Origin of the sequence: Prochlorococcus marinus str. AS9601 (assembly GCF_000015645.1) — a bacterium.
GTDB classification, from domain to species: Bacteria; Cyanobacteriota; Cyanobacteriia; order PCC-6307; family Cyanobiaceae; genus Prochlorococcus_A; species Prochlorococcus_A marinus_O.
Map to the genome: position 1 here is coordinate 27,191 of NC_008816.1, position 12,941 is coordinate 40,131.

Sequence of the window (12,941 nt, forward strand, 5' to 3'; positions counted from 1 at the left end):
TTATGATCCATGAGGATTTAATACAGGAATGATTTCCAGTAACGATTTTCGCACAGGTACAACCATCGAATTGGATGGACAAGTTTGGCGTGTTGTAGAATTTCTACATGTCAAGCCTGGTAAGGGTTCTGCTTTCGTGCGAACAAAATTAAAATCAGTTCAAAGCGGCAACGTGGTTGAAAAAACTTTTCGAGCCGGAGAACAAGTACAGCAGGCTATCCTTGAGAAGTCTAACCTGCAACATACTTATGTGGAGTCTGGTGATTATGTTTTTATGGATATGACGAGTTTTGAAGAGACAAGTCTGACCTCTGAACAAATCGGTAAAGGTGCAAAGTATTTGAAAGAGGGAATGGAGGTTAATGTAATTTTTCATAATGGTAAAGTTTTAGAAGTAGAACTTCCAATATCTATTACTTTGAAAGTTACAGAGACTGATCCTGGAGTTAAAGGCGATACTGCTAGTGGGGGCACAAAACCAGCTATTCTAGAGACAGGTGCTCAAGTTATGGTTCCTTTATTTATTTCTGTGGGAGAAATGATTAGAGTTGATACTCGTAATGACAGTTACCTAGGACGTGAAAATTAATGGCTATGAAATTAGATCATGAAGACTTAAATCGCTTAATAGAGAAAATCTCTGCAAGTGATATACAAGAGTTCTCGCTAGAGGGAGAAGATTTTAAACTCGAAATAAAAAGGAATCTATATGATCAGAACCAAGTTTTAAATAATTTAGTTTCTAATACTTCATTTGATAAGCAAACAAATGCTAATCAAAAAACTATTAACGATAATATTCCAGCTGTTAATGAGCCTGAAGTACCTCTGGTAGCGCCCCCAGGAAGCTCTGACCTAACTGAAATCACATCTCCTATGGTTGGTACATTTTATAGGGCTGCAGCGCCTGGTGAGGAGCCATTCGTCGAAGTAGGAAATAATGTTAAGGTTGGCCAAACTATTTGTATTTTGGAAGCAATGAAGTTAATGAATGAAATTGAATCTGAATTTAATGCTGAAATTGTAGAGATTCTCGTTGAAAATGGGACGCCAGTTGAATTTGGTCAAGTTCTAATGCGTGTTAAGCAATCTTGAATTTTTAGTCATTTCTATTGCAGTCTTTATAGCCTCAATCATGCTTTGAGATTGAGCAATTCCTTTGCCAGCAATATCAAATCCCGTTCCATGATCTGGAGATGTTCTTATAAAGGGTAAACCGATTGTGGTATTGACTGAGTAATTAAAAGCTATGACTTTCATTGGTATTAAACCTTGATCATGATACATAGCAAGAATGCCATCATGCTTTTCAGCATTTTTGTCACTCCAGGCTTTTACGGAAGAATTCCAGCAACTATCTGGTGATAAAGGTCCTAATAATTTTATATCTCTATTCTTGTTACTCCAAGTAATTAATGCGTCATTAAGCCAATCTTTTTCTTCATGACCTAAAATGCCCTCTTCGCCGGCATGGGGGTTCAGCCCTGCTACTTTTAAAGTAGGTTTATCAATAAAGGTATTACAAAAATCTTTGAAAAGGTCTAATTTAGAGTGTATTAATTCTGTAGTTAATATCTTTGGAACCTCACAAAGTGCTATGTGGGTTGTAGCTAGTAAAGTATTAAATCTCCAACCTGTAATTGGTGATTTTGCTGTGAATAACATTCCAACGTTTTTTACTCCACATGATTTTGCTAGTACTTCGGTTTGACCAGAGAAGTAATGCCCTGCTAGAGACCATGATTTCTTGCAAATTGGCCCAGTTACTAGCGCTGAGTTGGGATATTGTTTTACAATTTCAATTGCTTTTTTTAAATATTGGAAACTTGAATCACCATAATTTGATTTAGGGTTATTATTTGATGGAGAAATCTCGAGATCTATTACCTTTAAATTTTTAGGATTTGCAAGGTTTTCTAATCCTAAGGATCTAAGATGTTCATATGTATTTTGTAAATTTTTTTTTGATCCAACTAACTTAAATTCAATATTTTCTGATATCTCATTAGAACAAAGTGCTTTTAAGATTATTTCGGGTCCAATACCTGACTCATCTCCTACGCTTATTACTACCTTTAATGGTTTATTTGTATTTTGAAAATTCATAAAAAGTTTTAAATATATTTTTATCTATTTAGGTAACAGTTTTTTAAGCCTATTTTATAGTTTTTATAAATTAGCTTATATCCAAGTGTTTCGCATAAAAGTTTATTTGAAACTCTTCTATTTTCCATCCAAAAAGATTGAGCTATAGGTGATAATTCCTCTCTCGCATCCTCAAATAATATTGGCTTTGGCATTGTTAAACCAAGTAAATCGTAGCAATATTGAATAACCTCTAACTGAGAACAGGGTTCATCATCTGCAATATTAATAATTTGGTAAAACTTTAGGGAATTTTTGTTTTGTAATAGATAGATAATTGCATTTACAATATCTGCAACATGAATTCTCGAAAATACCTGATTTTTTTTTGATATAACACGAATTTTTTTATTTTTTATTGCTTCAAAAGTGGATCTTCCAGGCCCATAAATACCAGGTAACCTAAAAATTTGTATAGGTAAACCAGATTCAATCCATTCTTTTTCACAATTTAACCTCTTATAACTTCTTTTTTGAAAGGGGTTTGGTTTATGAATTTCAGAAACCCAATCACCGTTGGTGTTCCCGTAAACTCCTGTTGTAGATAAATAGCCAACCCATTCTAGCGACAAACTTTTTAGTTTATTTTTAAGAATTCTTAATACTGGATCCTTTCCATTTTTGTCGGGAGGAATGCAACTAAGAATATGGGTTACGCCATCAAAAATTTTTGCATCAGGAACCACACCGTTTTCACTGTTGAAAACAAAATTATTTGGATCCATGCCTCTAGATCTTGAGCTTGTTAAAACTGTGCAACCAAATTTTTTAATAGTTTTTGCAAAATAACTACCGCTGAAACCACATCCAAAGACTAAAAATTTATTTTTATTTCCGATTAAACTTGCAGGTTTTTTCATGCTTCGTTAAAGTAGTACATATGTATTAATTAATGATGAAGACAGCTCTTAAGCCCGATTTAAAATCAAAAACTTTCTTTGTTAGCAAAAGTTATCCCCGTCTTGTAGAGAAAGAAGTTAGTTTAGTTAATCTTAAATTCTATCAAAAATTATTTGTCTTTCTTCTTGCATTTTCGACAATTTTAATATTTCCAGAATCTCCAAAAGAATTGGAAAACATATGTGAGAGTTATAACTCTAGAAAAATATGTAATGTTTGGTAGTCAAGCTGCTTTATATTCTGATTTATTTTTTTCGTAATTTTTATTTTTTACTTTAAAATTAGGATTAGCCCATTGCAGTAATCTAATAGCTAATCTTAAATCTCCCTCTAACCAAGCTCTTATAGCCATTGCTCTTCGAGGATCATAAAATTTTTGTCTTCTATACCAATACAAAGCATTTTCATCTGATTTATCCCCATTACAGGAAAGACATGCAGGGACACAGTTTTCAGTTGTACTTAAGCCTCCTTGGCATCGCGGTATTACATGGTCAATAGATTCAGATGGTTTTCCGCAATATATACAACTTTTTCCTGTAAACCTATGGATAGATTTTCGCCATTGTCTAAATCTGAACTTAGGACATAAATCCTCTAAAAACACCGCATCGTTGATATGCATTCAGAATATTTAGTTAAGTAAATAATGGCTTGAATATATTAAAAGTCAATAATTACTCACCTTTTTTAGTCTAAATTTGCAAGTAAAAATATGTTTTAGTGTGTTTAGATACAAAATAGTATTTATTAAATAAAAAAATTATTATTTTTCTAAAAACTTGATTAATAACTATATCTATCAAGTGTTTCATCAGTAAATTCATCAGAAATTGCTTTATTAGTTTCTTCTAATTCTTTTTCTAATTTTATTCTTTTGTTTTCTATATCTCGTGCTTCTTTTTCTTTTCTTTTTTCTTCTTTTTCTAAATCTCGTATTAGTTTTCTATTTGGATGAAGATTATCTAAATATTCAACACAATAACTAAATTTTTCTCTTTCTCTTATAACTGTTTCAGTAATTTGTGCTGCTGCATTTTTAGGTGAAACTTTGAATAATCCTCCCTTTTGTTTTTTTATATATGTATAAGCTGCGTCCCAACTACTTTCATGGTCATTTCCGCCATCTCGCATAGTACAAAAAATTTCTGCCCCAAATGAACTTGCATTTACTTTTGCATTAATAATGATTAGAGGAGTGAAAACTCCGAACGATATTAATATTAATTTTTTATTCTTTAAGCTTTGCATTAGCCATTTATCTTCTATTTAAAAATATCTTTTATTATGAATATGTCTATAGAAATTTAAGATTTAATTACTCCAAATATATTCAAGCATTTCACAACTAAAGGAAGAATTAGAAGCACAGTAATTAATCTAACTGCATGTAGTGTAGCTACTGCAGCTCCTACCCCATACTCTGACCCTACAAGGCTCATACCGCTAATACCCCCTGGCGCCGCACCAAGAATTGTTGTTATCACATCGATATTAAGTAATCTGCTTGTCCATAATCCAATTGCTAATCCTGTAATAACTAAAGTAAAAGTTATTAATATAGCAGGCCTCCATAAGGTTTGAAGATCCATTAATGAGTCTTTGGTTAATGATGTACCAATAACTGTTCCAATGCCGATTTCTAAAATTGTTCTTGTGCCTATTGGCCACTCTGCAATATCGACTTTGCCACTAATGCTAAGTATGCTTGCGCCTATTAAGGCACCTGCAAGAGGAGCTGCAGGGATGCCTGTTTTTAGAGCTAAAGCCCCAAAAATTCCGCCAGCAAGAAGGTAATATATGAGATTTACGTTTGACATAAGTTTTAGTGATGTTTGGACATAATATTAGAAAAAAATTTATTTGCTTAAGTTTATAGTCAAATAATATTTTTGATTTCCTCTCGTAATGTCCCCTTTTGTTGTCATAATGATATTTAAAGCATGAATTTTTATGTCTTCACAAATTTCATATAAAGATAATAAAAACCGCATAAAGAAAAAATTATCTTTTATTGAGGGTGGCCACCAACTCGAAAAATTAGAGTTTGCTCTTGCAATCGCACAAACCAACGGTGATGAAAAAAAATCAATTGTTCTTAGAAAAAAGATTGTTGAATTAGGCGGAAATATTGAAGAGCCAGGAACTTAACTTAATTCTCTGCTAGATATCTTGAAGCAACTTTTAATGCTTCACCAGCTTGTTTGGCTGTAATTTTACCGAGGTTGAGAAGTGTATTACTTATAGCAGAAACCACCGTAATAATATCTCTATCATTAACATAACCTAAGTGCCCGACTCTAAATATTTTTCCTTTCATATGATCTTGACCACCAGCAAGTAAAATATCAAAATTATTTTTTATAGTTTTCCTAAATTCTTCAGCATCTATTCCTTCAGTTTTTACCGCAGTAATTGATGGGCTCAAGTATTTTTCATCAGCAAATAATTTAAGATCTAAAGCCTTTACAGCATTGCTCATTGCTAATTTATGTTTATTGTGTCTGAAGAAAATGTTATCTAAGCCTTCTTCTTTCATCATTTTTAAAGATTCATCTAAAGCAAAAACCAAATTAACTGCTGGAGTATATGGGTTACTGTTACTTAAAAGACTTTTTTTGTATGATTTTAAATTTAAATAAAATTTTGGTAGATTAGATTTTTCTGCAGCTTCCCATGCTTTTTGGCTCATTGCTATAAAACTAAGCCCTGGAGGTATCATATAACCTTTTTGTGATCCTGAAGCAACGATATCTAATTCCCATTCATCTACTGGAACATTGCAAGCTCCAAGACTTGTAACGCAATCAACAATTGATAAAGCTGTATTGTGTTTGCGAATATATGAACTTATGGTTTTTAAGTCATTAATTACACCTGTTGAGGTTTCAGAATGAGTCAAAATAACAGCTTTAATTTCTTTTTGTGTATCTTCTTCTAATACCTTTTTGAATTTTTCTGGATCAAGTGGAGTACCCCATTCTGAATCAATTTTTATTACTTCTAGACCAAATTCTTTAGCAACTTTTACCCATCTTTCTCCAAATTTTCCATTGTCTCCACAAATTACTTTATCTCCTCTACTTAAGGTATTTATTATTCCGGCCTCCATTGCGGCAGTCCCACTTCCAGTAATTGTTAGAACATCATTTTGAGTTTGATGAAGCCATTGTAAATTTTTAGTAGTACTCTCTACGAGATCTTGGAATTCTTTGCTGCGATGGCCTATTGGATGTTTACTTAATGCTTGTAATACTTTTTCTGGAACTGGTGTGGGTCCAGGAATCATCAATGATAATTTTTGTTGTATGGCCACTTTTTGATAAATAGGTCATTCTTAGATTAGTTCTCATTATATATTTTTCAATTACTTGATTTGAAAAAAGGATTTTCTTTACCTTTGTGGGTTGCTGGAGCTGCTAGGTCAGCATTAAAAAAACTAGTAGGGTTACCATTTGAGAATTATGAACTAATAAAAATTCCAAATGAAAATAAAGAAATAAAAATCGAAATTCATTCTGTTGGTTTACTTAAAGATGATTCACAAGTATTAGGAATTACCTTTGCAAAGTCAGGCTTAGATCTTGACATTACGCAAAACTTAGAAATATGGACAATAGTCTCTTTAGAAAAAATTTCTTTCGATAATCCTGTTCAAACAATTCCAATAAATATTATTGCAGGATCTGGTGTAGGTATAAAAGAAGATACATCAGAGATATGTATTTCTAATTTTGCCAAAGAAGTTTTATATGTAAATTTATTAGATATCCTTCCTGAAGGCTTTAATTTGAAATTAGAAATTATTTTCCCAAAGGGTGCATTTTTAGCTGAAAGAACGAGTAATAAGTCATTTGGTATTGTTGATGGATTATCTATTATTGGTACTTCTGCTGAGACTTATTCGAGTGCTTCACCTGATCAATTAGAAGAGGCTAAAACTAATCTAGTAAAGTTAATACAAAATGATTTTAGAGGAGAAGTTGTTTTTGTTATTGGTGAAAATGGGTTAAATTTAGCTAAAACTTATAATATTAATTTGCCAATTATCAAAATTGGAAATTGGATAGGACCATTATTAGTTTATGCTGCAATAAAAAAAGTTAAAACTGTAATTCTTTTTGGTTATCACGGAAAATTAATTAAGTTAGCAGGTGGTATTTTTCATACACATAATCATTTAGCTGATGCAAGAATTGAGATTCTTGTTTATTTAGCTGTTCAAGAGAAAGTACCACCTGGAATAATAGTTGAATTATCTCAATTAAATAATCTTGAGGATGCATTACTACTTCTTGAGAGATTTAATCAATCTTTAACTGATAAATTATTCAAGAGTTTATCAAATACTATTGAAAAGCGTTCTTTTACTTATGTAAATAGGTATGTAAAAACTGAAATGGAAATTGCCTCAATCATTTTTGATAGAAAAAGGAAAATAAGGTGGGCTGGAATTAACGGTAATAAGTATATTTCTTATTTTCAATGAGATTAACTTTGATTCATTATGCTTTTGTAAATAAATTGAGCTAACTTTTATACATGAGTCAAACATCTTTAAAAAAAGAACGAGATCCTTCAATATTAATTTTAGATTTTGGATCTCAATATTCTGAATTGATTGCAAGAAGAATTAGAGAAACTAATGTTTTCTCTCTTGTAGTGAGTAATTTTATTTCAATTGAGGATATTAATAGAATTAATCCTAAAGGGATCATATTGAGTGGAGGCCCAAATTCTGTATATGAACAAAATGCTCCCAGATGTGATGAAAAAATTTTTAATTTAGGAATTCCTATTCTTGGCATATGCTATGGAATGCAATTAATGGTCAAGGAACTTGGAGGAACTGTTATTTCAGCAACCAAAAAAGCTGAATATGGTAGAGCACCACTAAATATAGATCAAGAATCTGACCTTCTTTTTGATGTAGAAGATAAATCTATAATGTGGATGAGTCATGGCGATTCAATTAATTGTTTGCCTGATGGATTTAATAAGATTGCTCATACCGAGAACACACTCCATGCAGCAATTTCAAATGATGTAAAGAAATTATTTGGCGTACAATTTCATCCTGAAGTTGTTCATTCAGAATTTGGAATGAGGGTAATTAAAAATTTTGTTTATAAAATTTCTTGTTGTACGGCTGATTGGACAACCGAAACATATATAGAAGAAACTATTCCAAGAATAAGAGAGCAAGTTGGCAACAAAAAAGTATTGCTTGCTTTATCAGGGGGAGTTGATTCCTCAACTCTTGCCTTTCTTCTTAATAAAGCAATTGGAAATCAGCTTACTTGCATGTTTATAGATCAAGGTTTCATGAGAAAAGGTGAACCAGAATTTTTAATGAATTTTTTTGATAAGAAATTTCACATTAAAGTTGAATACATTAATGCAAGAGAAAGGTTTATTGCCAAATTAAAAGGAATTACTGATCCAGAACAAAAAAGAAAAATTATTGGTGAAGAATTTATTAGAGTATTTGAAGAGGAAAGTAATAGATTGGGACCTTTTCAGTATTTAGCTCAAGGTACTCTATATCCTGATGTTATTGAAAGTGCTGGTACTAATATTGATCCTAAGACAGGTGAGAGGATAGCTGTAAAAATAAAGAGTCATCATAATGTAGGTGGATTGCCAAAAGATTTACAATTTAAATTAGTTGAGCCATTAAGAAAACTTTTTAAGGATGAAGTTCGAAAAGTCGGCGCTGCTTTAGGTTTGCCAGATGAAATTATAAAAAGGCATCCATTCCCAGGACCTGGATTAGCTATAAGAATTTTGGGAGAGGTGAATAATGAAAAACTTGATTGTTTAAGAGATGCAGACTGGATAGTAAGAGACGAAATTAAAAAAGCAGGTCTTTACAACGATATTTGGCAAGCTTTTGCAGTATTGTTACCTGTAAAAACTGTAGGAGTTATGGGTGATAAAAGGACTTATTCATGGCCAATAGTTTTACGTTGTGTATCAAGTGAAGATGGCATGACAGCTGATTGGTCAAAAATTCCTTTTCAGATTTTGGAGAGGATTGCTAATAGAATAGTAAATGAAGTAATTTCAGTTAATAGAGTTGTTTATGATATTACAAGCAAACCTCCTGGAACTATTGAGTGGGAATAAGTTATAGGGTCAGATTGTAGTGATATCCCTATTTTTGCGGTTTGTCACGTATGATATGGTAACGGAATTACTGAGATTCCAGCCCTTCGTTGTCGTGGATTTGTCACTAACCTAATTGACCGTCTCTTAAGATAAATAGTATAAAGTCTGTTTTCTCTACAGTTGTTATATTAATTAAAAGTTAATTGTGAAAAAAACTAACTTATTTTTGTGGAGGATTTATAAAACCAAATTTCGATATCTTTCAGTTTGACTAAGTATTTCTATAGATGGTTGCAGCATATCTTTGTAATTCTTCCATCCACCAATTGATTTAACATTAATTGGGGAACGAACTTCAACACTACTTGCTGTCAAGACTGAGCGTCTATTTAAATGAGGCGATAGATATGAATCTTCCCATTGCCAATCTAACCATGAGATTAAAGATTTAATTTCCTTATTAGGATTCGAAACTAATGAATCATAATTTAAGTCATATATTTTTGATCGAAATCTATTCTTATAATTACTCATTATTTGTTCCTGATCTAAATAAATTTTTGTGCAATCTCTTAAGGAAGAACAAAATTCATAATGTTTGGTAAAATTTGCCCGATAAATTGAAAGAATATTATCTAATGGATTTCTAAAGCAGTGAATGATTTTCGCATTCTTTATTTCTCTTGATATGATTCCTGCATATTGATAGTTGTATAACCATTTGTTAGTGGTGATATAAAAATTTTCAGTATATTTGCTAATTTTGTCCCAATAAATATCAGTAAGATTAAATTTTTGATCGATGTTTTTTTGTTGAAGGAATGATTCTTCTAGTATATTAATTTCGCCTAAATCAAAAACTTCGCTATTCATACTAAGGATTGATTCAACTAATGTAGAACCACTTCTTGGCATTCCTACAATAAAAATACTTTGCGGATATTGTTTGATTTTTTTCTGATTAATGCTTTTTTTATCTGTTTCAATAAGTAATGATTTAGATTTATTGATTATGTAATCAGAGTGAGACTTTTTTATATCAAGTTTAAATTCATTTGCCAATTTAAGGTATCTAGAACTTTCTTGGTATTTTTTTTCATTATGAAGAATATTTGCTCTCGCAAAGTAAATGTTAACTTGATCTTTTTTGCTTTTGTTATCTAAAAATTTTTCCGAAAAAAGTGTTTCTTGCCATTTTTTATTTTTATTGGAGTATTTAAGAGTTGATATATTAAAATACGCAAACGCTAAATTAGGATTAAGTTCTATTGCTTTGAGAATCGATAATTCTGCTTCCTTTAATTTTCCTAGATCTCTTAATATGAGACCCAGATTCGCGTAAGCATCTGCTAATTTAGGGTCTAGTTCTATTGCTTTACGAGTAAATAATTCTGCTTCCTTTAATTTTCCAGATTCTATTAATATCCCTCCCAGATTCATATTTGCGTTAACGATATTAGGATTCAGTTCTAGTGCTTTGCGAGTAGACAATTCTGCTTCCTTTAATTTTCCTAACTCTTTTAATATCCCTCCCAGATTAGAGTGAGCGATAGCGTAGTTAGGATTAAGTTCTATTGCTTTACGAGTAAATAATTCTGCTTCCTTTAATTTTCCTAGTCCTATTAAAAGCAAACCAAAATTAGAAAATACCCTTTTGTCTTCGAATCCTTTATTTATAAAAGATTTATAATATTTTGTTGCTTCTGAAATATTTCCTTCCATATGACACTTAAAAGCATTTTGAATTATTTGCTCTTTAAAGTAATTGTTTTTTAGATTTTTTTTTATTTTCTTTTGAGATTTTTTGTCATCTCCAAAACCTGCCATAAGAGTTTAAAAATTATAAATGTTTTTGTTAGTTTAAAATATATTCATTAAGTATATTGCTTGTTATTACTTGGTAAGTCTTTACAATTAATTCATATAAATACAACGCAAAGTATAAAGAATGGAACTAATTGGTTTATCGCGGGTTTGTTTCGTGAATTTTAATTTAAAAGAAGTCAATGATAACAATGACTTTGAAACATCAAAATTGGGTAGAACCTTTGAGTAGGAGTAAGTGAATAATTTTTCTAAAAAATTTAAGACCTTTATTTTATTGAAGAGATATTTTCAATTGGGATATTAATCGTAATGAGCGAGATGATTAAATTAAGTCGATCTACTGTTGAGAAATATCTTAGTTGTCCAAGATGTTGTGTGCTTGACAAAAAATATCAAATAAAGCCACCATCATTACCATTTACTTTAAATATAGCTGTTGATAGTTTATGCAAAAATGAATTTGATTACTACAGAAAAATTCAGGAGCCGCATCCTTTATTGATTGAACATGGTATTGATGCTGTTCCTTTTAATCACAAAGACTTAGAACGTTGGAGAAGTAATTTTAAAGGGATAAGATATAAGTCAATTGAACATAATTATGATTTTGGTGGAGCTGTGGATGATATTTGGCAGAAAAAAAATGGTGATCTTATTATCGTTGATGTAAAAGCAACATCTAGAAATAATTTTGATTGGACTGAGACTTTTCATAAATACGAATATGCAAAAGCTTATAAGAGACAATTAGAGATGTATCAGTGGTTATTTAAAAAAAATGGTTTTCAAGTGGCTAAAGAAGCCTATCTTTTATATTTCAATGGAAAGAAAAATGAAAATTTATTTAATAACCAATTAAATTTTGAAGTACATCTAATTAAATTAGATTGTTCTACTTCATGGGTAGAAAATAAAATAATTGATACGGTCAATTTATTACGTTCGGATAATTTCCCGAAACCTTCTTTAACTTGCGAATACTGTAATTATTTAAAGAAGCGTTGGCAGTTATCCGTAACTTAATATTCATAGGATAATTTTTCATATTTCTGGAAAAATAGCGAATAAAAGATAATCTTTAATTAGATTATTAATTTATACTTTTGAAAAATTCTGAAAGAAAAATAACTAATCATCTTCAACAAGATATAGTCAAAGTATCTGGTAAAACAATTTTTATTAATCCTTTTTTATATTGGCGCAGATTTGACGAAAACACTAATAGATGGCTAAGAGAACCTGGTCAAATGTCAGAGGATCAAATTTCACCAAATAGAAACCGTTTTTATCCAGAAATAGAGTGGGCTGATTTAAGTCATGAGCAAAAGCTAATAAAAGATGCAACTGTTGAGATGTTTTTAAAAACTCTTGAATTGATAAGTACATTTCATCCTTATCTTAGTTCTGGACAATTATTAGAAGTGGAAAGAAAAATGGCGATTATAAAAAAGATTCCTTTCGAAAAGTGGGTAACAAAATCTTTCGCCAAAAAAGCGAGATTGTTAGAAAAAGAAAAAAGACAATTTAAAAGAGAGAGATTTTTTAGTAGCTGGAGGGAATGGTTTAGTCTTGACAATACTCAACAAGCGATTTTTCCGTTAATCGTCACGATATTTATTTCTTCATTTATTGGATGGTCTTTAGGGATATCAAAAAGTAGTTGTAATCCTTATTTTGAACAAAATATAGATCAATTAAATTAATTTGTTTTCGATATTTTTTTAGTTTCTAAGTTAATAATATTTTGAAAAAATAAATTTCTTATTTAAAATTATATTAACTTACATAACTGTTTAAAAAAAATATAAGTTTTATGAGTAACAATTCGACTTCAAATAATATTGAAAATGATGACTTTCATCTGAACAAAGAAGAAGGTGATTATAAAGATTTAATCAATAGACTTAAAGAGATAAAATTAACCATTTCTTTAATAGAAAAAACAATATTTAAATAAA

Annotated in this window: 15 protein-coding genes; 8 read left to right on the plus strand and 7 right to left on the minus strand. The window is 30.7% G+C overall.

All coding sequences use genetic code 11. The features are described 5' to 3' along the window. The first annotated feature begins 28 nt into the window (after positions 1 to 28). Both efp and accB read left to right on the plus strand, forming a co-directional pair. Positions 29 to 589, plus strand: coding sequence for an elongation factor P (gene efp / locus A9601_RS09240; RefSeq protein WP_011817503.1), 561 nt, complete (start codon positions 29 to 31; stop codon positions 587 to 589). After that, entirely contained in the window at positions 589 to 1,095 is a 507-nt protein-coding gene (gene accB / locus A9601_RS09245; RefSeq protein WP_011817504.1) for an acetyl-CoA carboxylase biotin carboxyl carrier protein, read from the plus strand. The genes efp and accB overlap by 1 nt, the downstream gene beginning before the upstream one ends. Here accB and pdxA read toward each other — a convergent pair. The 5 genes from pdxA to A9601_RS09275 all read right to left on the minus strand — a co-directional run bounded on the left by pdxA (position 1,072) and on the right by A9601_RS09275 (position 4,865). Then, complete coding sequence (gene pdxA, locus A9601_RS09250; protein WP_011817505.1) at positions 1,072 to 2,106, minus strand: 4-hydroxythreonine-4-phosphate dehydrogenase PdxA; 1,035 nt, start codon at positions 2,104 to 2,106, stop codon at positions 1,072 to 1,074. The genes accB and pdxA overlap by 24 nt on opposite strands. A gap of 20 nt (positions 2,107 to 2,126) precedes the next feature. Beyond that, positions 2,127 to 3,005 carry an NAD-dependent epimerase/dehydratase family protein gene (locus A9601_RS09255; protein ID WP_011817506.1) on the minus strand — a complete coding sequence of 293 codons (879 nt, stop codon included), beginning with the start codon at positions 3,003 to 3,005 and terminating at the stop codon, positions 2,127 to 2,129. A 263-nt stretch (positions 3,006 to 3,268) separates the two neighbouring features. Further along, positions 3,269 to 3,670: an HNH endonuclease gene (locus tag A9601_RS09265; protein WP_011817508.1), complete on the minus strand. Its 402-nt coding sequence runs from the start codon at positions 3,668 to 3,670 to the stop codon at positions 3,269 to 3,271. A 161-nt stretch (positions 3,671 to 3,831) separates the two neighbouring features. Further along, the gene (locus A9601_RS09270; RefSeq protein ID WP_011817509.1) at positions 3,832 to 4,296 is read right to left on the minus strand and encodes a DUF6554 family protein; all 465 of its coding nucleotides are present in this window, start codon (positions 4,294 to 4,296) and stop codon (positions 3,832 to 3,834) included. A 56-nt stretch (positions 4,297 to 4,352) separates the two neighbouring features. Then, positions 4,353 to 4,865, minus strand: coding sequence for an AbrB family transcriptional regulator (locus A9601_RS09275; RefSeq protein WP_011817510.1), 513 nt, complete (start codon positions 4,863 to 4,865; stop codon positions 4,353 to 4,355). A 133-nt stretch (positions 4,866 to 4,998) separates the two neighbouring features. Here A9601_RS09275 and A9601_RS09280 point away from each other — a divergent pair, with 133 nt between their 5' ends. Beyond that, positions 4,999 to 5,196 (plus strand): hypothetical protein, encoded by a 198-nt coding sequence (locus tag A9601_RS09280; RefSeq protein WP_011817511.1) that lies wholly within the window; start codon positions 4,999 to 5,001, stop codon positions 5,194 to 5,196. A gap of 1 nt (position 5,197) precedes the next feature. On the opposite strand, the gene A9601_RS09285 is transcribed toward A9601_RS09280, so the two are convergent. Then, entirely contained in the window at positions 5,198 to 6,361 is a 1,164-nt protein-coding gene (locus tag A9601_RS09285) for a pyridoxal-phosphate-dependent aminotransferase family protein (protein ID WP_011817512.1), read from the minus strand. A 60-nt stretch (positions 6,362 to 6,421) separates the two neighbouring features. Between A9601_RS09285 and cbiD the strand changes: the two genes are divergently transcribed. Then, on the plus strand, positions 6,422 to 7,534 hold the full coding sequence (cbiD, locus tag A9601_RS09290) for a cobalt-precorrin-5B (C(1))-methyltransferase CbiD (RefSeq protein WP_041484495.1): 1,113 nt from the start codon (positions 6,422 to 6,424) through the stop codon (positions 7,532 to 7,534). A gap of 53 nt (positions 7,535 to 7,587) precedes the next feature. Further along, a complete protein-coding gene (guaA, locus tag A9601_RS09295; RefSeq protein WP_011817514.1) occupies positions 7,588 to 9,174 on the plus strand; it encodes a glutamine-hydrolyzing GMP synthase in 1,587 nt (528 codons plus the stop codon). 219 nt (positions 9,175 to 9,393) lie between these two features. On the opposite strand, the gene A9601_RS09300 is transcribed toward guaA, so the two are convergent. Next, positions 9,394 to 10,983 carry a tetratricopeptide repeat-containing sulfotransferase family protein gene (locus tag A9601_RS09300; RefSeq protein WP_011817515.1) on the minus strand — a complete coding sequence of 530 codons (1,590 nt, stop codon included), beginning with the start codon at positions 10,981 to 10,983 and terminating at the stop codon, positions 9,394 to 9,396. Between the two features lie 309 nt (positions 10,984 to 11,292). Here A9601_RS09300 and A9601_RS09305 point away from each other — a divergent pair, with 309 nt between their 5' ends. The 3 genes from A9601_RS09305 to A9601_RS18525 all read left to right on the plus strand — a co-directional run bounded on the left by A9601_RS09305 (position 11,293) and on the right by A9601_RS18525 (position 12,940). Next, positions 11,293 to 12,006, plus strand: coding sequence for a PD-(D/E)XK nuclease family protein (locus tag A9601_RS09305; protein ID WP_011817516.1), 714 nt, complete (start codon positions 11,293 to 11,295; stop codon positions 12,004 to 12,006). A gap of 80 nt (positions 12,007 to 12,086) precedes the next feature. After that, on the plus strand, positions 12,087 to 12,686 hold the full coding sequence (locus A9601_RS09310; protein ID WP_011817517.1) for a hypothetical protein: 600 nt from the start codon (positions 12,087 to 12,089) through the stop codon (positions 12,684 to 12,686). 110 nt (positions 12,687 to 12,796) lie between these two features. Further along, the gene (locus A9601_RS18525) at positions 12,797 to 12,940 is read left to right on the plus strand and encodes a hypothetical protein (RefSeq protein ID WP_011817518.1); all 144 of its coding nucleotides are present in this window, start codon (positions 12,797 to 12,799) and stop codon (positions 12,938 to 12,940) included. Position 12,941: the final 1 nt, after the last annotated feature.